General features: G+C 70.3%; 23 protein-coding genes and 2 tRNA genes. 10 read left to right on the forward strand and 15 right to left on the reverse strand.

Annotated features, from left to right (window positions below; genetic code table 11):
- Positions 1–56 precede the first annotated feature (56 nt).
- Genes ACZ4V6_RS18270 through ACZ4V6_RS18285 form a run of 4 tightly spaced genes read right to left on the reverse strand, consistent with a single transcriptional unit; the run spans position 57 to position 3248 of the window.
- The gene (locus ACZ4V6_RS18270; RefSeq protein WP_467828307.1) at positions 57–1211 is read right to left on the reverse strand and encodes a DUF3631 domain-containing protein; all 1155 of its coding nucleotides are present in this window, start codon (positions 1209–1211) and stop codon (positions 57–59) included.
- Positions 1208–1636 carry a hypothetical protein gene (locus ACZ4V6_RS18275; RefSeq protein WP_467828310.1) on the reverse strand — a complete coding sequence of 143 codons (429 nt, stop codon included), beginning with the start codon at positions 1634–1636 and terminating at the stop codon, positions 1208–1210. The genes ACZ4V6_RS18270 and ACZ4V6_RS18275 overlap by 4 nt, the downstream gene beginning before the upstream one ends.
- Complete coding sequence (locus tag ACZ4V6_RS18280; RefSeq protein WP_467828312.1) at positions 1633–2523, reverse strand: bifunctional DNA primase/polymerase; 891 nt, start codon at positions 2521–2523, stop codon at positions 1633–1635. Before ACZ4V6_RS18280 ends, ACZ4V6_RS18275 begins: the two co-directional genes overlap by 4 nt.
- Positions 2520–3248, reverse strand: coding sequence for a DNA methylase (locus tag ACZ4V6_RS18285; protein ID WP_467828315.1), 729 nt, complete (start codon positions 3246–3248; stop codon positions 2520–2522). Before ACZ4V6_RS18285 ends, ACZ4V6_RS18280 begins: the two co-directional genes overlap by 4 nt.
- Before the next feature lie 111 nt (positions 3249–3359).
- Between ACZ4V6_RS18285 and ACZ4V6_RS18290 the strand changes: the two genes are divergently transcribed.
- Positions 3360–3611, forward strand: coding sequence for a hypothetical protein (locus ACZ4V6_RS18290; RefSeq protein ID WP_467828317.1), 252 nt, complete (start codon positions 3360–3362; stop codon positions 3609–3611).
- Positions 3612–3614: 3 nt separating this feature from the next.
- On the opposite strand, the gene ACZ4V6_RS18295 is transcribed toward ACZ4V6_RS18290, so the two are convergent.
- The 6 genes from ACZ4V6_RS18295 to ACZ4V6_RS18320 all read right to left on the reverse strand — a co-directional run bounded on the left by ACZ4V6_RS18295 (position 3615) and on the right by ACZ4V6_RS18320 (position 8854).
- Positions 3615–4064 carry a hypothetical protein gene (locus ACZ4V6_RS18295; protein ID WP_467828320.1) on the reverse strand — a complete coding sequence of 150 codons (450 nt, stop codon included), beginning with the start codon at positions 4062–4064 and terminating at the stop codon, positions 3615–3617.
- 203 nt (positions 4065–4267) lie between these two features.
- Positions 4268–6394, reverse strand: a complete 2127-nt coding sequence (locus ACZ4V6_RS18300) for an FtsK/SpoIIIE domain-containing protein (RefSeq protein WP_467828322.1) — start codon at positions 6392–6394, stop codon at positions 4268–4270.
- Between the two features lie 103 nt (positions 6395–6497).
- Positions 6498–6815: a hypothetical protein gene (locus ACZ4V6_RS18305; RefSeq protein WP_467828325.1), complete on the reverse strand. Its 318-nt coding sequence runs from the start codon at positions 6813–6815 to the stop codon at positions 6498–6500.
- Between the two features lie 40 nt (positions 6816–6855).
- Positions 6856–7680 (reverse strand): phosphoadenosine phosphosulfate reductase, encoded by an 825-nt coding sequence (locus ACZ4V6_RS18310; protein ID WP_467828327.1) that lies wholly within the window; start codon positions 7678–7680, stop codon positions 6856–6858.
- Complete coding sequence (locus tag ACZ4V6_RS18315; protein ID WP_467828330.1) at positions 7677–8588, reverse strand: DUF2637 domain-containing protein; 912 nt, start codon at positions 8586–8588, stop codon at positions 7677–7679. Before ACZ4V6_RS18315 ends, ACZ4V6_RS18310 begins: the two co-directional genes overlap by 4 nt.
- Positions 8585–8854 carry a DUF6284 family protein gene (locus ACZ4V6_RS18320; RefSeq protein WP_467828333.1) on the reverse strand — a complete coding sequence of 90 codons (270 nt, stop codon included), beginning with the start codon at positions 8852–8854 and terminating at the stop codon, positions 8585–8587. The genes ACZ4V6_RS18315 and ACZ4V6_RS18320 overlap by 4 nt, the downstream gene beginning before the upstream one ends.
- An 825-nt stretch (positions 8855–9679) precedes the next feature.
- Here ACZ4V6_RS18320 and ACZ4V6_RS18325 point away from each other — a divergent pair.
- Positions 9680–10687 carry an XRE family transcriptional regulator gene (locus tag ACZ4V6_RS18325; RefSeq protein WP_467828966.1) on the forward strand — a complete coding sequence of 336 codons (1008 nt, stop codon included), beginning with the start codon at positions 9680–9682 and terminating at the stop codon, positions 10685–10687.
- Here the strand turns inward: ACZ4V6_RS18325 and ACZ4V6_RS18330 are convergent.
- A complete protein-coding gene (locus tag ACZ4V6_RS18330) occupies positions 10671–11459 on the reverse strand; it encodes a GntR family transcriptional regulator (protein WP_467828335.1) in 789 nt (262 codons plus the stop codon). The genes ACZ4V6_RS18325 and ACZ4V6_RS18330 overlap by 17 nt on opposite strands.
- Positions 11460–11552: 93 nt before the next feature.
- Positions 11553–13784 carry a tetratricopeptide repeat protein gene (locus ACZ4V6_RS18335; RefSeq protein WP_467828337.1) on the reverse strand — a complete coding sequence of 744 codons (2232 nt, stop codon included), beginning with the start codon at positions 13782–13784 and terminating at the stop codon, positions 11553–11555.
- Between the two features lie 379 nt (positions 13785–14163).
- Here ACZ4V6_RS18335 and ACZ4V6_RS18340 point away from each other — a divergent pair, with 379 nt between their 5' ends.
- Complete coding sequence (locus ACZ4V6_RS18340; RefSeq protein WP_467828340.1) at positions 14164–14376, forward strand: hypothetical protein; 213 nt, start codon at positions 14164–14166, stop codon at positions 14374–14376.
- Between the two features lie 7 nt (positions 14377–14383).
- On the opposite strand, the gene ACZ4V6_RS18345 is transcribed toward ACZ4V6_RS18340, so the two are convergent.
- Both ACZ4V6_RS18345 and ACZ4V6_RS18350 read right to left on the reverse strand, forming a co-directional pair.
- On the reverse strand, positions 14384–15040 hold the full coding sequence (locus ACZ4V6_RS18345; protein WP_467828342.1) for an NAD(P)H-binding protein: 657 nt from the start codon (positions 15038–15040) through the stop codon (positions 14384–14386).
- Positions 15041–15262: 222 nt separating this feature from the next.
- Entirely contained in the window at positions 15263–16537 is a 1275-nt protein-coding gene (locus ACZ4V6_RS18350; protein ID WP_467828344.1) for an amidohydrolase family protein, read from the reverse strand.
- 242 nt (positions 16538–16779) lie between these two features.
- Here ACZ4V6_RS18350 and ACZ4V6_RS18355 point away from each other — a divergent pair.
- The 6 genes from ACZ4V6_RS18355 (at position 16780) to ACZ4V6_RS18380 (ending at position 19367) form a co-directional block, all read left to right on the forward strand.
- Positions 16780–16852, forward strand: a tRNA-Thr gene (locus ACZ4V6_RS18355).
- Positions 16853–16898: 46 nt separating this feature from the next.
- Positions 16899–16971 (forward strand) — tRNA-Met (locus ACZ4V6_RS18360).
- 89 nt (positions 16972–17060) lie between these two features.
- Positions 17061–17225, forward strand: a complete 165-nt coding sequence (gene rpmG / locus ACZ4V6_RS18365; RefSeq protein ID WP_003948671.1) for a 50S ribosomal protein L33 — start codon at positions 17061–17063, stop codon at positions 17223–17225.
- 116 nt (positions 17226–17341) lie between these two features.
- Positions 17342–17794 carry an FAS1-like dehydratase domain-containing protein gene (locus ACZ4V6_RS18370; protein WP_467828347.1) on the forward strand — a complete coding sequence of 151 codons (453 nt, stop codon included), beginning with the start codon at positions 17342–17344 and terminating at the stop codon, positions 17792–17794.
- A 7-nt stretch (positions 17795–17801) separates the two neighbouring features.
- Complete coding sequence (locus tag ACZ4V6_RS18375) at positions 17802–18254, forward strand: MaoC family dehydratase (RefSeq protein ID WP_467828350.1); 453 nt, start codon at positions 17802–17804, stop codon at positions 18252–18254.
- A gap of 57 nt (positions 18255–18311) precedes the next feature.
- Positions 18312–19367, forward strand: a complete 1056-nt coding sequence (locus ACZ4V6_RS18380; RefSeq protein WP_467828353.1) for a UDP-N-acetylmuramate dehydrogenase — start codon at positions 18312–18314, stop codon at positions 19365–19367.
- A gap of 40 nt (positions 19368–19407) precedes the next feature.
- On the opposite strand, the gene ACZ4V6_RS18385 is transcribed toward ACZ4V6_RS18380, so the two are convergent.
- Positions 19408–20040 (reverse strand): NAD(P)-dependent oxidoreductase, encoded by a 633-nt coding sequence (locus ACZ4V6_RS18385; protein WP_467828356.1) that lies wholly within the window; start codon positions 20038–20040, stop codon positions 19408–19410.
- Between the two features lie 101 nt (positions 20041–20141).
- Between ACZ4V6_RS18385 and ACZ4V6_RS18390 the strand changes: the two genes are divergently transcribed.
- Positions 20142–20756, forward strand: a complete 615-nt coding sequence (locus tag ACZ4V6_RS18390) for a TetR/AcrR family transcriptional regulator (RefSeq protein WP_467828358.1) — start codon at positions 20142–20144, stop codon at positions 20754–20756.
- Positions 20757–20785: the final 29 nt, after the last annotated feature.

The following is a 20785-nucleotide window of genomic DNA, read 5'->3' on the forward strand; positions in this document are numbered from 1 at the left end:
GCGGCTACGCACGCGCTACGGCAGTGGCGGCGTAGCCGCTACACGCTTGGGTGCCGCTACAGATTCACCGGCTCTGAGCTGGGCTGTAGCGGCGTAGCGGCTGTAGCGGAGTTCTGGGGTGCGGGGCAGTAGCGGGCCCACGCGTCTTCCAGGTCCGAGGCGTGAAAGCCTTTGAGGACTCCGCCGGCGGTGCGGATGTTGCGGGAGCGGATCGGCTCGTTGTCGGCCGTCATGTACTCCCCGAGCATCCGGGACAGGCGCCGGCTGTCGAGCGGCTTGCCGTCCAGGTCGGCCCAGGGGGCGTCGTCCAGGGCGTTGAGCCGGTCGAGGATGGCGATGGTGGGCAGGCGGTCGATGCCGATCAGGACGTGGTCGCGCAGGTCGGTGAGCAGCCGGATACCGAGACTGTGCTTGTCGGTGTACTGCGAGGCGGTCACCAGCGTCACGCACGCTTCGCGAGCCCGTCGGGGCCAGTCGCCCCCGGCGGCGTCCGCGACGGCGAGCAGCGGTTCCCACACGTCGGCGGGCCGGTCGGTGACCCCGTCCGGCATCTCGGGCCAGGCCCCGACGACGGATCCGCGGGCCTGTTCCGCCCACTGCGCGAGCCGGTCGCGCAGCTTGTGCCCCTCGGCCTCGTGGACGCGGGCCCGGAACGGTTCCACACGTTCGTTGCGGGCTCGGCGGCGCATGCGGACGACGACCGAGCGGGTCAGGATCGTGTCCGGCAGCGAGCCGAGACCGGCGACCGCGACCGCGCAGTACGACGGGAAGGCTTGCACGGTCTGGTTCCCGCCGTCGCCGATGCACCGGTACGTGACCCCGGAGCGACGGTGTCCGGCGTTGAGAAAGCCGCGCAGTTCCTCGTTGTCCCCGGCCTTGGGACCAAAGATCGTGTCGATCTCGTCGAACAGGATCGTCGGCCGGCCGTCGGCTCCCGAGACGGCCCGGAACAGGGCGGCGGCGGACGCGTTGACGGCGACCATGGGGTGCGGCACGAGGGTTTCCACGATCTCCAGCGCCCGGGACTTGCCCGACCCCGGCTCGGGGGACAGGAAGGCGAGGCGGGGGGTGGAGTCGAAGCAGTCGAGCAGGTGGGCGTGCGCGTCCCACAGCGCGACGGCGACGTAGGCGGCCTCGTGCGGGAAGACGTTGAACCGGCGGTGGAAGGCTTCCACCTCGTCGAGCAGCGCGGCCCCGTTAATGGGGGTCATGCGGCGGTCCTCCCTTCACACGGTGCGTCGGGTGTGCTGGTGCAGAAGTGCTTGTGGGCGGCGTACTCGGTGACCAGCGCGGCCACGGCGTCCTGTCCGCGGGCGGTGCGGGTCTGGCCGCAGGGGCAGGCGTAGGCGGCGGTGGGGGCGGTGCCGTAGCGCTTGGACCAGCGGGCGCCGTCCCAGTGGTGGCGGTAGACCGGCGGGGCGTAGACACGAAGGCCGGGCCGCTCCGGCGTCGGGTCGGCACTGGGGCGTACGTCCGTGGCCGGGAACCGGTCAGAGCGAAAGGCAGTGACGACGCCCTGACGGGCGGCGCCTTTCGGCTCGCCTACGGCCGCCGGCGGCGGGGCCGGTCGGGCGGCGTGCGGGCCGGTGGGTGCGGTCGGTTGGCCTTCCAAGCGGGGGCGGCCGGGGGTGTTCATGCCGCCTCCCGGGGTCGGGCGGTGCGCAGGGAGCTGTCCAGGGCGCTGCGGATGGTGGTGCGGCACTCGGCCGCGGTCAGTCCCACGGCCTCCCCTGCCGCTTGGAAGGCGTCCTCTGCCACCTGGCGGGGGAGGTCGCCCCATGCGACGAACCGCCCTACCTTGAAGGCGCTGCGGTTCAGGGTGACGTTGCGCAGCCCTTCCGGGGCGGCAGCCACGTTCGCGCATTCGGCGTCCAGCGCCGCCACAGCCGCTCGGCTGCCGTTCACCGCCGGGAGCCTCAGCGACCTGGAAGGGCGCGCGGGGGCGGGACGCAGGACGGTCAGCAGCCACTCGGGCAGCGCGGCCGTCTCCGTGCCGGACAACGGCTCATAGGTGCCGGTGGGCAGGGTGCTGCCGGCGGCGACGACGTAGCCGCCCCAGGCGCGGGTGTCGACCGCGTCGGCGACCGTGCCCGCGGTATTGGCCAGCCGCACCCCGGACGGCACGGTGAAGTACAGGTGCTGCCCGCCGCTCGCGGTCCGGGTGCGGTAGGTGTCGGGGACGGCGTGTCCGGCGCGCTCGCAGAGCGCCTTGAAGGTCGTCGCGCCGCAAGGCGCGTCCACACTGCTGTTGTCCTTGGGCACGTCCAGGTCGACCACAAGCAGCCCGGAGGGGCCGGTGGCGATACCGACGTTGAACGGCGCCCGCGCCCACGCGGCGCGGATACGGTCGGGATCGGTGGTGGCCCGGTCCTCCCACTTGCGGTGTCCGCCGGCGCACGGCCCGGTGCTGGAGCAGGCCGTCTCGCCGTGCAGGGCGGGGCGCTTGGTGCCGGGACGGAGCGGGAAGACGTGCCAACCGCGTTCGGCCGCGGCCAGGGCGGCGCGCATCAGAGCCTCGCTCATGCCGCCACCCCCAGTGCGGCCGTGGCGAGGAACGCGGCGCCGATGTGCTCGGTGTAGGCGGGCGGGATGGCCTCGGTCAGTTCCTCGCGCACGTCGGTCCAGTCGATGCCCATCGCCGCTTGCAGCTCCGGGATGCTGGGCTTGCCGCCGCCTTTGCCGTACGCGGCCACATAGGGGCCGTCGTAGAAGCGGCCGTGCCGCCAGCCGCGCACCCGTCCCCGGTGCGGGACGTGCGCTGGCTGCGGAACGGTCCAGCCGCCAGCCTCGAAGTTGCGGTGACGGATGACTCCGAGACCGAACATCTCGCCGCACAGGGTCAGGTCTTTGCGGATCTTCGCGCGGCCGTTGGGCTGCTCGATCACGTACGGCAGGCCGGACGCGTCCAGCAGTTCACGTGTGGGGGCGACGAGGTCGACGTGCGTACGTCCCCAGCCCTGCGAGGCGTTCGTGCCCACCGTGAGCGCGCAGCCGTGCTGGCAGGGCGGGGAGGCGTGCACGAACGCGTATCGGCGGATCTCGCCCGTGGCGATGAGGTGGGCGAGGTGGGCGAGGGCGTCGCCTCGGTGGCGGGGGAAGGGGTAGTTGGGTCGGTCGGCGATGTCGCAGCCGTCGACGGCGAAACCGGCGCGGGCGTAGCCCATGGCGGCGCCGCCGGCGCAGCAGAACAGACCCAACAGGCGCGGCCGGTGGCTGCGCACTCGCCGGATGGTGGTGGGTTGCGTCATGCTGGGAGACCTCCACAGGTCAGGTGATGGCAGGTGGACAAGGGCGGCCCCGTGTTCTTGGCGGATCGGGGGCCGCCCTTGGCGTAGCGGTGAGCGGGTAACCGCTGAACCATGACGGGTCGTCAGCGAGCGAGTGGTGAGGCTTCTACCGCGCTGTGGCACCGCTACCGGTTCGTGCGGTGGCTGGTGGTGCTGGCCTATGCGGGTGTCGTGTTCGGGCTCGGTGCGGTGGTGTGGCATTGGGTGATGGGCAAGTCGTGGGACGACTCGTTCTCGTTCGCGCTGACGGTGACCGTGAGCGCGGTGGTCGGCCAGTGGATAGCCGCTGTCATCCTGCGGAGAGCCGGGCGCGGCGACGGCTGAGGATCAGCCGTGGAAGTGGTTGCGCTTGAAGACGGCCCGACGGATGTTCACCGTGGTCCCGCCCCTCTGGCGGCTCGCACTGAGCACCTGGACGGCGATCCATCCGCCGAAGATGACGGCGGCCAGGATGATGAGCTGACCGATGAACGCGGTCAGGGCGGCGATGAACGAGGTGAGCAGCAGCAGCCCGCCGCACACTGCGAGGAAGCCGACGCCTCCGAGGGCGACGTTCACCGCCGTCCGTGAGACGGCCGGCTTGACGGTGACCGGCTCGGGTCGGGTGGGGTCGATGGCGTAGCCGGTGACGACGCGGCCGTCGGGCAGGACGATGCTCGCCACCGCCGGGACCATGCCCGGCTGCACCGGCACGGCGACGGCGGGCGGTATCGGGGTCGGGCGGTGGACCTCCACGGCCCGCTGCGCGGGGGCGTGGTGGGTGTGGTCGGGGTACATGCGGAATCCCTTTCGGACGTGGGTCAGGGAGGCGGGGACACCCCCTGCTGGGGTGCTGGGGAGGGGCGTTTCGAGGGTCTGACCTGCATGCCTCCCTGACTCCCTGATGGATCATTTATGCAGGTCAGGGCCAGGGAGGCGGGTCAGGGAGGCGGTCAGGGAGTTCTCCCTTCCTCCCTGACCCGGCGGGGTGCGGCTCCCTGTCATCCGTCGGCGGAGGCGGAACCGTCGGTGTCGCGGTCGGCGAGGGCGCGGGCGACGCGGTCGCGGCCGACGACCATGCGGCCGTCGGACTTGTACGGCTCCGCGCCGGCGGCGTCCAGCACGCGCTTGAGGTCGATGAACGACCAGCCGGCGTAGGCGTCCGCGCTGAGTGCGGCGAGCCGGGAGATGACCTCCTGCGTCCGCACCCGGGGCGCGTCGCCGATGACGGCGGCGATGTCGGCGAGCGGGTCACGTTCCTCGCCGCGGTCGATGGCGTGCAGGGTGGTGACGCCGTCGCGCAGGGCCTTGGCCCGGTCGGTGATGGCCACGGCGGCTTCGTCGTCGATGTAGTGCGTGCGCACGGTGATGGACGCCTGTCCGGCGGGGATCTCGATGCCGTCGGAGGCGACGACCAGCGTGCCCTTGTCCAGGCCCTGGCGCAGCAGGTGCGGGGCGGCGCCGCCGTCCACGGCCTTGTCCCCGAGGGCCATGCGGGCCTGCGACTCGGTACCGAGTGCGAGGGAGGCGCGGGTGTGGGCGCCCTCGCGGACCAGCTTGGGGAGGTTCTGGTCGGTGGGGTCCTGGGTGCCCTCCCACAGCAGCACGTCGACCACCCGTCCCTGGTTGTGGACCTTGCGCACTGCCATGAAGTAGCGGGAGGTGGCCTTGGAGCCGCCGTAGGGGCGGCCGTCCTCGTCCTTGACCGGGCACATGAACGCCACCTGCGCTTCGTCCACGATGCCGATCAGCGGGGCGAAGACCGCGCTCGGGTCGCGGCGGCGGATCTCGATGCGCCGGTTCATCTCGTCTACCAGGCCCTCGACCATCTCGGTGGCCTCGATCACCTGCTCATCGGCCGGCCCCTGAATCAGGACGGTGGCGAGGCCGTCGAACATGGCCCAGTCACCGGCGCCTTTGAGGTCGGCGATCCGGAACTCCACCCGACGGTCCAGGCAGGCCCACAGGGCCAGCGCCCGCAGGGCGGCCGTCTTGCCCTGGTTGGACAGGCCGGTGATCAGCAGGTGGCGCTGGTAGAGGCTCAGCGCGGCGGCGTCGCCGCGCAGATCCTGCCCCCACGGCGCCCTGCCCTTGGCGTAATCGGCGGTCAGGGTCTCGTCGGTGACCAGCGGGGACGGGCCGATCGGCTCGTCCAGCGCCCCCGAGTCGGCGATCCACAGCCGCACCGTCCGCGCGGCCTGCGGGATGGTGATGAACACCTCGTGCTCGTGGCGGGTCAGGTTCTCGGCGAGCTTGCGCCGCCGGTTCTGCACTTCGACCGTGGACACCCCGGAGGGGAGGGTCACGTCGACTTCCATGCCGCATCCGGCGATCCGGATCGGCCCGAGCATGGACGCGCCGGCGTCGCCCATCTCCTTGATGGCGCGCGCCAGGGCGGGCACCCCGAGGTCGCGCAGGGCCTTGACCACGATGGACGGCGTGATCGGCTCCCCCTCACCGTTGCGCACGTTCGCGGGCAGGGCCCAGGCAGGGGCGGCGTGCTGGTTGCGGCCGACCGCCCACAGGGCGAGCAGCGCGAGGAACGGGCCGATCGTCAGCGCCGGCCCCCACACGATCTGCACGATCCGGATGAGCAGGGCGATGAAGTCGATCGTCGCCGACAGCGGCGTGACCACGTCCCCGACCTGTCCCGTGTTGATGGCCATGACGATGCCGAGGGCGACCAGGACGCCGACGCTCATGCCGGTGCCGACGGCCACGCCCTTGGCCGCATCGGCCGGGGAGTGGAGCAGGTCCATGCGGCGGTGGTGGCGGGCGGCGCGGAAGCGCGTCAGCCGCTCCTCCCACTCCTCGGCCGCCTCCAGGTTCCCCGCCGCCTCGGCGGCGCGGATCATGCGCTCGTAGCGGGCGCCGGTGCGGCCGTCCCACGCGCGGCGGGCCACGATCCGGCCGCCGTTGAGGGTGTAGAGGCCGTGCCGGGCCGTCGCCCGGACGACCGTCTTGGTCCGCTCGTGCGTGGCGACGTTCTTCACGGCGCGGCCGGAGCGGACCCACAGCGGCACGGGCCGGGCGGGCGGCGCGTCGGGCACGACGGTGAGCACGGTGGGTGCGGTTTCCGGGGGCAGGGGGTCGGTGGGCTTGTGGAGGTGGACGACGTTCTCGGACATGCTGGGAGTTCTCCTGACTGCCCCCAGCGGGGGCGGGAGCAAGGGGAAGCCGGGGTGGCCGGGTCCGTGGAAAGCGCGGCCACCCCGGTACTGAAACGGCGGGTCAGAACCAGCCGGACGACTTCTTGGCGGCCTTGGCGCGGGCGGCCTCGGTGAGCAGCCGCTGCCGCTCGGCGTGCAGGGCGGTCAGTTCCGCGGTCAGCCGCATCTCCGCGCTGTTGCCGGTGGCGTCCATGCGCTGCTCTTCACGGCCCGCGCTGCGGCCCCGGGCCACCTTGTAGGCGCCGCCGGCCAGGGCACGGGCCATCGCCCGGCGCTCACTGCCGGTCAGCGGCCACCACTCGCCCCGCCGTACGGCTTCCAGCTTCTTCGTGGTCGCCAGGATCTCGCGGTCCAGGCGGCGTATGTCGGCGTTGCGCATACGTGACTTCCCCTCGTGAGATTGGGCGGATTCGTTGAGGTCAGGTCATGCACCAGCCGGAGTCACACCCGGAGTCCCACTCGTCGAAGGGAAGAGTGTCGACGCCGTCCAGGATGGCCTTACGTAGCGGCCGGTTGAACCGGGTCAACCAGACGTGATCCTTGCCGAGTTCGTCGCGGCGGCGGTTGAGGAGTTCTTCGAGCCGGCACGCCTTCTCGAACAGCTCCGGCTCGTCCCGGCGCATGTCGTGCCAGGTCTCGGGCCGGTGGAAGGGGCAGAACCAGCACGACGATTTCGGCGGCACGGGAAGACCCGCGGCGCGAATGATGCGGGCGCAGTCGACGCGGCGGATGCCGCGTTCGAGCAGCGGGTATTCGATGCGCTCGTGCGGCTCGCAGCGCCGGTTGTTCGCCCGGTGGATCTCGTCCAGGCTGATCCCGATACCGACGGTGGCCGGCGCGGCCTTGGTGGCGCCGCGCCGTTTGAGTTCGTCGGCGATGACCTTGATCTTGAACTGGGCCGTGCAAGAGCGAGTGCCGGGGGCCCCGTTCGACATGCGCACCGGGATCTTCAGCGACCGCGAGCCCTCCCGGGTCAGGTCCTGGTACAGCGTGCGGACCTCACCGGAGCGCTTCATTACGCGGTCCAGCACGACCAGCTCAAGGCCGTGCTCTTGGGCGTAGGGGATGGCGTACTGGCGCAGGTAGGTGAGGGTGCCGGGGTATTCGGAGTCGTCCCCGACGTTCGCCATCAGGAAGGTGCGGTAGTCCAGCACACCCTGGGCCGCGAGGACCAGGGCGGCCGTGGACTGCACCCCACCGCCGAAGCTGAACGACTTCACCGTGCCCGTCGTGGTTGTCGTCATTCCGCCACCCCCAACGCGGTGCGGGCCCGCTCCGCGAGGATCGTGTCCCGCAGCGTCCGGGCGTTCGCCGGCGACGTGCGCACCTCCCGGCGGATGCCCTCCGCGGTCACCTTCGCGTCCGGCCAGTCGGCCGTCACCTTGCGTGCCTCGGCGAGTAGCTCGTCAGGGGTGCGCTTGAGCCGGGTCGACTTCGCCACCTCCGGGACACGGCCGGTGGCGCGGCGCGGTCGGGTCGATTCCGCAGCCACTGCGCGCCGCTCGATCGGAGTGACCGGCGCGACGGCGGGTGGGGCGATCGAGGGCACAGGCTTGGTGGGGAGGGTCGACTTCAGGAAGCCGACGGCCACCGGCCGGGGCAGCACGGTGACGTTCGGGGTGATCGGCTCGGGGGTCGATACTGGGAGGTCAGTCGTAGACCGTTTCGCCTCGGTTCCAGTTGATTCCTTCGTCTTCGTGACCACTGCCGGGGTAGGGGCGGGTCGGTGGTGGAGCACCTTGGCGACCAGATCGGAGCCGAAGTAGATCGACCCGACCGGCAGCGAGGTGGCCAGCAGCACGAGCGCCCAGTTCGCCGGGTCCCAGTCGGCCAGCCGTGACCAGTCGACCGTGCGGCCGTGCAGCTCGGGCACGAGCCCGTGCACGTAGTTGAGGACGAGCGAGGCGATCGTGTACGCCCCGAGCACCCGCAGGGCGAAGCGGCGGGCGTCGTCGGCGAGCACGAGGGTGGCGACCAGGGCGAGGGCCATCAGGCCGTCGACCACGAACGGGTACAGCGTCGCCGCCGTGGCGTCCGCGCCGACCGCGCCGGCGATGTCCCGCAGCGCGTTCCACGACACCCGGAACGCCATGGCAACCACGGCGACCAGCGCGAGCACCAGGGCGGCACGGCCCTTGCGGTGAAGGCTCATGCCGCACCCCCGGTGAGGCTCGCCCCGGCGGTGCGGTTGAGCAGCGCGACGCGGGCGGCGAGGGCGCGGCGGCGGGCCCGGCGGATGCGGCGCTCGTCCAGCTCGGTCGGCGTGCGGTCGAGGGTGACGATGTGCGCGTCGAGCAGGTCGACGTCCGCCAGGATGACGGGCATCTCCCGCTCGATCGCGTCCAGCTCCGCGTCCGTCGGCTCCATGAAGTCGGCGAACGCGGTAACAGCGTCCTGAACAGTGACGATGTGGTCCATTGGGTCGTGTTCCTCTCACAGGGTGGAACGGCCCGAACAGCGCCCCCGGAGTTGCCGCTCCGGGGGCGCGCGCCGTTGAAGTCGGAACATCCGGCTCCCCGCGCTCCCGCCCGTACGTCCTCACGCGGTGCGCGGAACGGACGGGCGGGAGAGGCAGCCGGCCGCAGCATCAGGGCTGCGGACGAGAACGGACCGAGTGGTCTTACTGGCGCCGCCGGTCGGTCCGTCGTAGCGGCGTCCAGATTCTTCGTTGACTGCGCATACAGGCCCCTCGTCCGGAAGCGGATGCGTATAGGTCTCCTTCGAGAACACGAGCTCTCGTTTCAGGCGTATGGAGACGTGACCTTTCGGTCTAAGCCCTCCCGAGTGCAAAGGGTCGGGTGCGCCCTCGGCCCGCCCTGTCCCGGGCCCCTTGGCGCCGCACTCAGAAGCGCGACGCCCGTTGCATGCACACCACGAATCGGAAGCGTCCCCGTATTTGGTGCGCACCAGAAGATTGCATCTGGTGCGCACCAGAGTCAAGGTGGTTCGCCATTTCGAGTGGCGGTCACTCCCTGCGGTGCCTCTTCAGGAGACCGCTTGAGGCAGGGTGTTCGGTAGCCAGCAGGGCTCAACTGCCGTCCTGTTAACCCCTGTTGACCTGCGGCAATGTGCGGCATGCTGAGAGGGTCAGTGAGGGCATCTACCGCCGGACGGTGATCTGTGAGCGCAGGACTTCGAAGCGCGCGGACGGCACGCGGCTGGTCTCAGGAGCGACTGGTTCATGAGATCGAGCAGTACGCTCGGCGCAACGTCACGGACGTCGCTTCGACCGCCAGTTTGCGGGTGTACGTGTCCGAGTGGGAGAACGGCAAGCGCACCATCTCCGACCGATACGCGCGTGTTCTGCGACAGCTCCTCGGCGTCACGGACGCAGAACTACGGGATAACGCCCCGGCGCCGCCAGCACCGACCGCAGACGGCTACGACGACCTTCTGAGCCGGATCGACTCGGCTAGCAGCGTCAGCGAGTCCATGGTGAAGACGTTCAACGACCAGACCGAGCTACTGCGCACCATGGACCGCCAAATGGGTGCCGCGGCATTGGTCGACCAGATGACCGGCCACCTTTCCGCCCTCGAAGACGCACTCAACTTCGCCGTACTGCCTGCCGCGCGTCGGCCCGTGGCACTCGCGCTCGCCGGCGCATCGACCCTGGCCGCGTGGCAGGCGATCGATTCGGGGGCGATCGAGCGGGCATGGCGGCACTACGAACTCGCGAAGCGCGCAGCGCGCGACGCTGAGGCACCCATGTACCTGGCCCACGCCATGGGTGAGCAGGCGTACGTGCTCTGCGAGGCGGGACGGCCAGCGCTCGCCGTCGACCTCGTGCGCGACGCGCGGCGCATCGTCGAGCAGTCCGGTTCCGCTCGGCTCTGGGCGTGGCTGTACGCCGCGGAAGCGGAGATGTGCGCGCACGCCAGAATGCCGGACGACTGCCGACGGGCGCTGGACGCGGCCATGGCAGTCATTCCGCCGGGCCCCGAGGACCGGGACCCAGACATGCTGAGCATCTTCCTGAACGGCGCCCACCTCACCCGGTGGCAGGGCAACGTGCTCGCCTTGCTCGGGGAGGAGTCGGCGGTCACCAGCCTTTACAGCGCGCTTGAGGTCATGGACCCGACCTTCGTGCGCGCCCGGGCCGGACTCCATGCTGACCTGGCCCAGGCGCATCTCATCCGAGCCGAGTACGACGACGCCGGCACACACCTGCGGCAGGCTCGCCTATTGGCAGGCCGGACCGGTTCGGTCCGGCAGCGCCGCCGCGTCGACATGCTCAGCGCGCGACTGTGACCCCTTGCGCGCGCCGATTGGCCAAGATGTGCAGCAGGGCAACGAGGGTGCCGGACCCCATCAGCTCACCGCGGGCCATGAGCCCGGGGATGTCCGATAGGGGAACCCACTCGATGTGGCCAGCTTCCTCCAGGTCGGTCGGTTCACCGACTCTCTCCGCCCCGTGGCCGACGAAGATTTCATGGGGCGAGTCGACCATGCCGACCATGGGCTGATAGCTCACGACGTGTTCCAGCGTCTTCGGGCGCCATCCGGTCTCTTCGACTACTTCCCGCAGCGCTGTGTCCGCCGGTTCCTCGCCGGCGTCGACAATGCCCCCCGGCAGCTCCCAGCCGAACTGCTGGGGCACAAAGCGGTACCGCCACATCATAAGCACGCGGTCCTGGTCGTCCAGAACGGCGGTGATGGCCACGTGGTGCAGCTTCACCACGTGATGCTCGAAGGACTCCATGCCGGGCGGTTCCACATCCCAGAGCTGTAGCTTCACCCACCGGTTGTCGTACAGGTTGCGCTCACCGTGGATGCGCCACGGCTCTACTCCTTCGGGGCGCCGGACGCTCACCGCGCCGGGCACCCGGTACGAACTGCGCCCCCGTACCTCCAATGCACCTTCGGTAACGAGACGTGCGAGCACCTGCCGCAGTGCCGTCCGACCGATGCCGAGTTCTTCGACTAGCGCGCGTTCTGAAGGAAGCTTGTCACCGGGGGAGTACTCGCCTGCGGCGAGTCGCTCCCGAAGCGTCTCGTAGACCTTGGTCGTCTTCGGTCCCATGCGCGGAGCACTCTCCGTTCTGCCGTGGTGCGTACCAGGGTAGGCGGAGAGCCATCTTGCCTCGGTTGCTGAAGCGGGCAGTGCACAACTTCCCTAGGGTTCTTCTGGCCGGGCGGGAGGGTCCGCGAGTAGGGCTGCAGCGTCACGTCGACCAGCTCGTGCAGCACGTGCCCACCAAGCGTGTGCCTCTTCGACTGCGCCTAGTGTCCTGAGCTCATGCCCGAGCACAACAGCAAACACAGGACCCTCAACTTCCATCCCTCGTTGCCACCAAATGCGAGCTTCGTCGAGGTTTCCGCTTTGGAAGAGCTTGAATCCAATACCTTGAGCTGCTAATGCGCCGCCTAGCTGTACTGCACGGTCCCACCATATCCGCGCTTCATCAGGGTCCTCCAAATTGTGAAGAGTATCCCCAATTATTGTAGCTGAAAATGCCCCGTCTATCTCTACAGCGCGTTCCCACCATTTCCGCGCCTCTTCGAGATCACCCTTAGTTGTTAAGGTTTCTCCGATAGTTATCGCGGTGGGCGTTCCGCCAATCTCTATAGCTCTTTCCCACCAAGTGCGCGCCTCGTCGAAATTTCCTCTATCGAATAGTTCTTGGCCGAGTACTGCAGCTGTCGCGCTCCCTCCGATTGCGACAGCCTGTCGCCACCAAAGTCGGGCCTCATCCAGGTCTTCGAGCTGTAGAAGTGTGTTGCCTATGCTCAGTGCTGTGGAGCTTCCCCCAAGCCCGACAGCACGCTGCCACCAGTCTCGGGCCTCGTCGAGGCTGCCATACTCGTAAACCCACCTGCCAATAATGGCACCACTACTGGCCCCGTCAATTTCGAGAGCGCGATCCCACCATGCGTATGAATCCTCGATTTGCCCTGTGAAATAGAGTAGAAGACCGAGTGGGGCTGCGACATTAGTTTCCCCGCCGTAGAAGGCTCTTTTCCAAGCATTCTCGGCGTGGGTGACATGCCCCTGTGTGTAAGCGGCCAACCCCAGTGTCGTACATGCACTTGGTGCAGCGTTCTCAGCAAGCAACGCCCATTGGCTGTCCGGGATGGGGGAGTCGTCCAAAATGCTATGGCGATGCTGAACGAGGATATCTGACACGCTGTAGCCGTCTAAATGCCCTATTGTTGCTGCGTAGGGTGAGATGGGTGCCGCAGAGCCGCGCACTGGTTCGCAAGCCCATTGCAAAGCATCAGTTAGCCACTCGGCATCGGCATGGGCCCGCTGGGCACCGCTCAAGTGCACTATTGCTAGGGACTCAAGCAGTTCGAGCGGAATCGGTTCGGGGTGCCCACAAACACGTGCATCCACTCCAGCGCTTATGAGGGCTGCTCCGTACGGGTTGGCGGCCTGCTGCCATCTGTCCATGAGTTCGGGAGCGGCGGCAAGGATCTCGGTTAGTCGAGCGCCATCTTGGTCTTGAGCTACCGCCTCTGCGATCCGAGGGTCTGCCTGGGATATATCCCTGGCGCGCTCTTGCTCGGCAGCGCTGAAATCTTTCAGTGTGAACTTACGTGCAAGTTTCAAAATTTCCCGGGAATCCCAGTCGAAATCTTGATCACTTTGTTGTGTGGGTGTGGCGCTTAGTCGGTCGTACTCGGTTGCCCATAGTGTCCCTATTAGGATCACAGGACGCTGGCGATCGATTAGGAGTTGCCTAACTGTCTCGCTCCGTAGACGTCCCGGACCAAGGAAAATCTGTGCCTCATTGATCCATATAACTGTACGTGTCAGGTCGGTGCCGCTATCGACCAAGCTCTTGATGTGTTCGGCGTTGGTGGGCATGCAAAGGCGCCACTCTGCAAGCACGGCCCTTATTGCTTCATAAGCACAGCGTGTCTTACCCGAGGCTGCAGGGCCGACTAGGAGTATGAATCCTCCTGTAGTGCTAGCCCTCCGGATTGCGGCGTGCAGATCCGCGTCGATGTCTCGGGGTATATATGTAGGGAGCTCTTCGGATAGCTCCGGGTTGGCCCCAGGGGGCAGAGGGATGGCGGGATGAATGCCCAGCAACGCGCGATCATCCATTTCGCCGACTGAGCGAAAATCTCCCTCCGCTCCGACAAGCGGTTGCCGCGCAGCCTCCTGCTGGCGCGTGCGCTCCTCAGCTAACTGTGCGTGTTGAGTCATGCTGTCGAGACGCGTCTGCATCAGGTGACTCGCGACAAGGAGAAACACGCCTCCAAGGGTGACCACGGCCGTGGTCACCCAAGCCGCCCCAGGCAGCTTCACGATGTTCAAAACTGCTGGCCCGACGGTGAAGAGTGTCACGCCCAGCAGCGGGCCGATCAGTGCGACCCATCCAGTCTTGCGCCACCGCATGCAGCAGATCATGCCGTAAGCCGCGACCTGCGTGCAGAGACTTGATGGGGTAGGGATGGGGCAAGGTGGTATGAACGCAGCGTTCCCCGAGCTCGGTGCGCTATGACGCGCAGACTGTAAATCTGCCGGCTCAGCCTTCCCAGGTTCGAATCCTGGCGCCGCCACGCGACCGAAAGGGTCTGTGACCAGCAGCAATGCTGATCGCAGGCCCTTTCGGCGTTCCTGGGCCCGACCTGATCGTCATGGGTGGTTTTTCCCAGTACGTCCCACCCTGGTTCGGGTGCTGACCAGTGCGTGTGGGGCAGGTGTGGACCCGCGTGGCCCATGGCCGTCCGGCCGTCTCATCGGCCCCCGGGCCCATGCGCCCTACGCTGGGGTCATGTCGTCGCGCCGCAGGACCTGCCCCGAGTGCCGTCGGGAGATCGCCGTCGTCGCCGGGCGCTTCGCGCGGCACGATCCGCCCGGGGCACGGGCCGCCGGTGCGCTCGTGTCCTGCCCCGGCTCCCGGCGGTCCGCCGAGCCGGACGCCGCCCAGCCCACGCTGGACGGTTACGTCGTCCCGGAGTTCCCCGGTCAGCTGCCCCTGTTCTGAGTGGCCGTCAGTTCCCGGCCACCGACTTCACCGCGACCGACACCGGCGCCGAGCCGCTGATCAGTTCGAGGGTCAGACCGGCCGTCGCCGGGGTGTCGACGAGTTCCGCCAGTACGGCCGCCACGTCGTCCCGGGGAACCGGCCCGCGGCCGGTGTGCGCCTCCAGGCGCACGAGGCCGGTGCCGGCGTCGTCCGTCAGCCGGCCGGGCCGCAGGATCGTCCAGTCCAGCGCGTCCTGCGCGCGCACGTACGCGTCGGCCTCGCCCTTGGCGCGCAGGTACGCGTCGAAGATCTCGTCCCCGGCGTGCTCCGGGTCGGCGCCCATGGACGACACGATCACGAAGCGCCGTACACCCGCCCGGACGGCCGCGTCCGCGAAGAGGACCGCGGCCGCCTTGTCCACCGTCTCCTTGCGGGCCGCCCCGCTGCCCGGGCCCGCGCCCGCCGCGAACACCGCCGCGTCCGCGCCCCGCAGCCGCTCCGTGACCTCCTCGGCCGAGGCCGACTCCAGGTCCAGCACGAGCGGTTCGGCGCCCGCCGCACGCAGATCACCGGCCTGCTCGGCCTTGCGGATGATGCCCGCCACCTCGTCGCCGCGCGCGGCGAGCAACCGCTCCAGCCGCAGCGCGATCTGACCATGACCACCAGCGATGACAATGCGCATGTCTTCGACCGTACGCCCCGACGGCAGCCCGCGCCGCACGACTTCGGTCACGCCCCGGCATGCCTCGCGGGTCCCGCGCCGGCGCGGGACCCGGCTCCCGTCCGGAGGGACCCGCACGGCGCCCCCCGGTGGAGAACCCCGGCCGTCCGCCCGGCTCCGCCCCGCACGGTCCCGGCCCCCGGGCCGGGTCCCCTGCGCGCCCGCTCGAGCCCGCCCCGCCCCTCAGGGCCGTTCCCCGCGACCCTGCCGGGGCAGTCCCGGCTCCGCCGGGGCCGTCGAGTCGCCGTACTCCCGCACCGCGCTCGTCCGGGCCACCACCCGCCCCCGGTGCACCACGATCCGGCCGTAGGCCAGCGACAGCGCGCCCGCGAGCCGGTCCCCGCGGACCGCGAGGAGCTCGGCCGGGAAGCCCGCCTCGACCCGCACCTCGGGCAGGCCCAGCGTGGCCCGTGCCGCTCCGCTCACCGCGTCGTAGGCATCCTCGGGCCGCAGCCCGTGGCGTGAGGCCAGCAGGTACGCCGCCTCCAGCGGGTCGCCGCGGCCGACCGGGTTGGACACGTCCCGTAGCGCCCCGCTCCCGGCGGCGACCCGTACCCCCGCGGCCCGCAACAGCCGTACCGGGGCGGTGCCCTCGCGGTGGTCGGCACCTCCGTCACCGCCCTGGGCGCAGGGGCCCTGCGGCAGGCACAGCACGGCGACTCCGGCGGCCGCCAGCCGGTCCGCGGCCCGGGAGGCCACGTCGGGGGGCAGGCGGCCCAGGCCGTCGCAGGGCCCGAGGGTCACCCCGGGGCGCAGTCCGCCCGCCATGGCCGCGAGCCGGGCCAGCCGCGCCGGGTCGGCGGCGTCCGTGTGCAGGTCGACGGGGCAGCCGTGCTCGGCGGCGACCTCCAGGACCGCCTCCACGTACCCGGCCGGATCGGGGTCCAGGTCCGGGCACCCGCCCACCGCGTCCGCGCCCATCTTGACCGCGTCCCGCAGCATCGCCAGCCCGTCGGCCCCGGCCACCCCGGTCAGCACCCTCGGCATGGCCACCGCCGTCAGCTCGGCCAGCCCGCGCAGCGCGCGCCGCGCCCGCAGTACGGCGACCAGGGCGCCCAGCCCCAGGACGTCACCCACCCGCACATGGGTCCGCAGCGCGGTCGCCCCGTGCCCCAGCTGGAGCAGGGCGGCCTCCGTAACCCGGCGCTGGACGTCCTCGGGCTCGTGGGAGACCGGGCCGGGGGCGTCGGCCGTGAGCGCCGTGTCGCCGTGGGCGTGGGGTTCGGCGGGGGCGGGCAGGAGCAGGTACCCGGTGAGGTCGACCCGCGTGCCGGGCCCGGACGGGTGGGCCACCGTCAGGCTGCCGGCCGTGCCGACCGCCTCGATGCGCCCGCCGTACAGCCGTACGTCCACGATCCGGCCGTCGGGGAGCCGCGCCCCCGACAGCAGCAGTGAGCCGTGGCCGGCCGGGCCCGGGGGGAAGGACGAGTGGGGCGGCTGCGGCCGGCTGTCGGGCATCGGGCTCCTCTGGACTCGGGACTGCGCAGTGGCGAACGCAAGATCACGCAGAGTGCGGTCGAGCCTAGGACGGTGATCCGCCCGTGGCGCGGAGGAGCGCAAAAGTCGTACCGGCGCCCGCCGCGCGCCGCACGGACCGGTGTGCCGGGGGGCGTCCGGGGGGTCCCGGGGGCGGGACGGGGCAGGGTCGGCGAAACGGATTTGGGCGAACGGCGGGCGACCGTGTAATGTCTTCATCGCTCGCCCCAATAGCTCAGTCGGCAGAGCGTCTCCATGGTAAGGAGAAGGTCAACGGTTCGATTCCGTTTTGGGGCTCTGGTGTGAGAGGTTCCCGCCGCGAGGCGGGGCCCGATCGCATCACAGCGGTGTAGCTCAGTCGGTAGAGCAAGCGGCTCATAATCGCTGTGTCACCGGTTCAAGTCCGGTCACCGCTACTTCTGGTAGCCGATTGCGGGGTCGGTCCTTCAATCGGCTACTCTTTCCTGCGTTAATACCATCAATCCGTTCGTCAAGGAGCACTCACGTGGCTGCCACCGACGTCCGCCCGAAGATCACGCTGGCCTGCGTGGAGTGCAAGGAGCGGAACTACATCACCAAGAAGAACCGGCGTAACAACCCGGACCGTCTTGAGATGAAGAAGCACTGCCCGCGTTGCAACGCGCACACCGCGCACCGCGAAACGCGATAAATCAGGCTCGTACGCGAGGCCGTCCCCGTAGTTTGGGGACGGCCTCGCGTCGTTGTGCCCGACGGTAGCCGCCCGGACAGCAGCAGTAGTCGCAGACAGCAGGAGGTTGCGAGCCCATGGCGCTCGACCAGTCGTTCGTGGGGCGGACCTATCCGCCCACCGCGCCCTACGAGGTGGGCCGGGAGAAGATCCGCGAGTTCGCGGAGGCGGTGGGGGACACCAATCCGGCGTACACGGACGCGGAGGCGGCGAAGGCGCTCGGCCATCCGGACGTCATCGCCCCGCCGACCTTCGTGTTCTCGATCACGTTCAAGGCGGCGGGCCAGGTCATAGAGGATCCGCAGCTCGGCCTGGACTACAGCCGGGTGGTGCACGGCGACCAGAAGTTCGCCTACGCCCGCCCGGTGCGGGCCGGTGACCGGCTCACCGTCACCTCCACCATCGAGGCGATCAAGTCGATGGCCGGCAACGACATACTGGACATCCGCGGCGAGGTCCACGACGAGGCCGGTGAGCACGTCGTGACCGCCTGGACCAAGCTCGTGGCCCGCGCGGCCGAGGAGGCGTGAGCACCCCATGACGCAGCCCCACACGCATCCCGCGACGGCGAAGGTCGCCTACGGCGACGTCGAGGTCGGCACCGAGCTGCCCGCGCGGAGCTTCCCCGTGGACCGCGCCACACTCGTGCGCTACGCCGGCGCCTCCGGCGACTTCAACCCGATCCACTGGAACGAGAAGTTCGCCAAGGAGGTCGGCCTGCCGGACGTCATCGCGCACGGCATGTTCACCATGGCCGAGGCGATCCGCGTGGTGACCGACTGGACCGGCGACCCGGGCTCGGTCGTCGAGTACGGCGTCCGCTTCACCCGGCCCGTCGTCGTCCCGAACGACGACCGGGGCGCCGTCGTCGAGGTCAGCGGCAAGGTCGCGGCCAAGCTCGACGACAACACCGTCCGCGTCGACCTCACGGCCACCAGCGGCGGCCAGAAGGTCCTCGGCATGGCTCGCGCGGTCGTACGGCTGGCCTGACGGGACGGCGCGCACGCGTGCACCGGTGTGTGCACGCGTGCACGTACGCTGGGGCCCGTGCAGGAACTCCACGACGCCCCCCTCGCCCCGCTGACCACCTTCCGGCTGGGCGGTCCCGCGACCCGGCTGATCACGGCCACCACCGACGCCGAGGTGATCGCCGCCGTCCGCGAGGCCGACGACACCGGCACTCCCCTGCTGCTCATCGGCGGCGGATCCAACCTGGTCATCGGCGACAAGGGCTTCGACGGCACGGCCCTGCACATCGCCACGCGCGGCCTCTCGCTGGACGGCACGACGCTGGAGCTCGCGGCCGGCGAGGTGTGGAGCGACGCCGTCGCCCGCACCGTCGAGGCCGGACTCGCCGGTGTCGAGTGCCTGGCCGGCATCCCCGGCTCGGCGGGCGCCACCCCCATCCAGAACGTGGGGGCGTACGGCCAGGAGGTCTCCGCCACGATCACCGAGGTGATCGCGTACGACCGCGGGAACCGCGAGACGGTCACCCTCGCCAACGCCGACTGCGCCTTCGCCTACCGCCACAGCCGCTTCAAGGCCGAACCCGAGCGGTACGTCGTCCTGCGCGTCCGCTTCGCCCTGGAGGACGCCGGCGGACTCTCCGCACCCCTGCGCTACGCCGAGACGGCCCGCGCCCTCGGCGTCGGACCCGGCGACCGGGTGCCGCTGGCCGTCGCCCGCGAGACCGTGCTGAAACTGCGCGCCGGCAAGGGCATGGTCCTGGACCCCGAGGACCACGACACCTGGTCGGCCGGGTCCTTCTTCACCAACCCGATCCTCACCGACGAGGAGTTCGCCGCCTTCCGCGCCCGCGTGGACGAGCGGCTCGGCGCGGACGCCGAGCCGCCCGCCTTCCCGGCGGGGGAGGGCCGGGTCAAGACCTCCGCGGCCTGGCTGATCGACAAGGCCGGCTTTACCAAGGGCTACGGCACCGGCCCCGCGCGCATCTCCACCAAGCACACCCTCGCCCTCACCAACCGCGGCGGGGCGACGACGGAAGACCTGCTCGCCCTGGCCCGTGAGGTCGTCGCCGGTGTCCACGAGGCGTTCGGCGTCACGCTGGTCAACGAGCCGGTGACGGTGGGCGTCAGCCTCTAGCGGGCCACGCCGGGCCGGGGCCGCGAGGGGCCCCGGCGGCTCAGTAGGCCACGCCCACGCCCTGCTTCACCGTCCCCGCGTCCGCGGTCAGGGCCAGCATCGCGTGGGCCACGTCGGCCCGTCCGATGAACCGGCCCTTGGCGGGGAAGCCGCCGACGACGGTCCGGTACCGGCCGGTGACCGGCTTGTTCTGCAGGCGCGGCGGCCGTACGACCGTCCAGTCCGTGGCGCTGCGGGCCAGCTCGGCCTCCATCTCCCGCAGGTCGGCGTAGATGTCCCTGAGGACCGTCGACACGATGCCGCGCACCCCGCGGTCCAGCAGCCCCGCGCCCTCCGGCTCCGGCCCGACCGGAGCGGCGCTCACCACCAGCAGCCGGCGCACGCCCTCCGCCTCCATCGCGCCGAGCACCGTGCGCGTCAGCCGGGCGGTGACCCCCGCGTCCTTCCGGCTGCGCGCGCCGAGCCCGGACAGCACGGCGTCCCGGCCGGCCACCGCGGGCCGCACCGCCGCCGGATCGCCCAGGTCGGCGCGGAACACCTCCAGGCCCTCGCCCGTGACCGTCAGGCGCGCGGGGTCCCGGACGACCGCCGTGACCCGGTGTCCCGCGTCCAGCGCCTGCCGGACCACCTCCTGTCCGATCCCGCCCGTGGCTCCGAAAACCGTCAGTCTCATGACGTGTCCGCTCTCCCGAGGGTGGGTGAGTGCTTACTCACCCCGGCTTCCTCTAGGGTGAGTAAGCACTCACCCGTCCGTCAAGCCCGGTTGGAGCCGCCATGCCGCCCGGCACGCCGACCCGCGAGCGCATCCTGGACGCCGCGCAGCAGCTGATGCTCACCCTCGGTCTCGCCCGCGCCACCACCAAGGAGATCGCCAGGGCGGCCCACTGCTCCGAAGCCGCGCTCTACAAGCACTTCTCCGGCAAGGAGGAGCTCTTCGTCCGGGTCCTCACCGAGCGGCTGCCCCGGCTCACCCCGCTGCTCGACTCCCTCGCCGCCGAGCCCGGCCGCGGCACCCTCCGGGAGAACCTCACCGAGATCGCCCGCCAGGCCGCCCTGTTCTACGAGCAGAGCTTCCCGATCGCCGCCTCCCTGTACGCCGAGACACAGCTCAAGCGGCGGCACGACGACGCGATGCGGCAGAGGGGGTCCGGGCCGCACGTGCCGATCCAGGGCCTCGACGCCTACCTCCGCGCCGAACAGGACGCCGGCCGGATCCGTGCGGATGCCGACACCTTCGCCGCCGCATCCCTCCTCCTCGGCGCCTGCGCACAGCGCGCCTTCGCCTACGACGCCGCCCCGGACGGCGGCCGGCCCCCGGCGGACGAGTTCGCGCACCGGCTCGTGGCCACGCTGCTGGGCGGAATCTCCGTTGCCGACGGGGCCTCCTGACCGGCACGCTCGGACCATGAGGCGTCCCC

Source organism: Streptomyces sp. NPDC029152 (assembly GCF_055564355.1).

Bases quoted from the DNA above. Each gene is read 5' to 3' on its own strand.
- ACZ4V6_RS18270 (WP_467828307.1), bottom strand. From the start codon at position 1,211: ATGACCCCCATTAACGGGGCCGCGCTGCTCGACGAGGTGGAAGCCTTC.
- ACZ4V6_RS18275 (WP_467828310.1), bottom strand. From the start codon at position 1,636: ATGAACACCCCCGGCCGCCCCCGCTTGGAAGGCCAACCGACCGCACCC.
- ACZ4V6_RS18280 (WP_467828312.1), bottom strand. From the start codon at position 2,523: ATGAGCGAGGCTCTGATGCGCGCCGCCCTGGCCGCGGCCGAACGCGGT.
- ACZ4V6_RS18285 (WP_467828315.1), bottom strand. From the start codon at position 3,248: ATGACGCAACCCACCACCATCCGGCGAGTGCGCAGCCACCGGCCGCGC.
- ACZ4V6_RS18290 (WP_467828317.1), top strand. From the start codon at position 3,360: ATGACGGGTCGTCAGCGAGCGAGTGGTGAGGCTTCTACCGCGCTGTGG.
- ACZ4V6_RS18295 (WP_467828320.1), bottom strand. From the start codon at position 4,064: ATGTACCCCGACCACACCCACCACGCCCCCGCGCAGCGGGCCGTGGAG.
- ACZ4V6_RS18300 (WP_467828322.1), bottom strand. From the start codon at position 6,394: ATGTCCGAGAACGTCGTCCACCTCCACAAGCCCACCGACCCCCTGCCC.
- ACZ4V6_RS18305 (WP_467828325.1), bottom strand. From the start codon at position 6,815: ATGCGCAACGCCGACATACGCCGCCTGGACCGCGAGATCCTGGCGACC.
- ACZ4V6_RS18310 (WP_467828327.1), bottom strand. From the start codon at position 7,680: ATGACGACAACCACGACGGGCACGGTGAAGTCGTTCAGCTTCGGCGGT.
- ACZ4V6_RS18315 (WP_467828330.1), bottom strand. From the start codon at position 8,588: ATGAGCCTTCACCGCAAGGGCCGTGCCGCCCTGGTGCTCGCGCTGGTC.
- ACZ4V6_RS18320 (WP_467828333.1), bottom strand. From the start codon at position 8,854: ATGGACCACATCGTCACTGTTCAGGACGCTGTTACCGCGTTCGCCGAC.
- ACZ4V6_RS18330 (WP_467828335.1), bottom strand. From the start codon at position 11,459: ATGGGACCGAAGACGACCAAGGTCTACGAGACGCTTCGGGAGCGACTC.
- ACZ4V6_RS18335 (WP_467828337.1), bottom strand. From the start codon at position 13,784: ATGCGGTGGCGCAAGACTGGATGGGTCGCACTGATCGGCCCGCTGCTG.
- ACZ4V6_RS18340 (WP_467828340.1), top strand. From the start codon at position 14,164: ATGTCGTCGCGCCGCAGGACCTGCCCCGAGTGCCGTCGGGAGATCGCC.
- ACZ4V6_RS18345 (WP_467828342.1), bottom strand. From the start codon at position 15,040: ATGCGCATTGTCATCGCTGGTGGTCATGGTCAGATCGCGCTGCGGCTG.
- ACZ4V6_RS18350 (WP_467828344.1), bottom strand. From the start codon at position 16,537: ATGCCCGACAGCCGGCCGCAGCCGCCCCACTCGTCCTTCCCCCCGGGC.
- ACZ4V6_RS18370 (WP_467828347.1), top strand. From the start codon at position 17,342: ATGGCGCTCGACCAGTCGTTCGTGGGGCGGACCTATCCGCCCACCGCG.
- ACZ4V6_RS18375 (WP_467828350.1), top strand. From the start codon at position 17,802: ATGACGCAGCCCCACACGCATCCCGCGACGGCGAAGGTCGCCTACGGC.
- ACZ4V6_RS18385 (WP_467828356.1), bottom strand. From the start codon at position 20,040: ATGAGACTGACGGTTTTCGGAGCCACGGGCGGGATCGGACAGGAGGTG.
- ACZ4V6_RS18390 (WP_467828358.1), top strand. From the start codon at position 20,142: ATGCCGCCCGGCACGCCGACCCGCGAGCGCATCCTGGACGCCGCGCAG.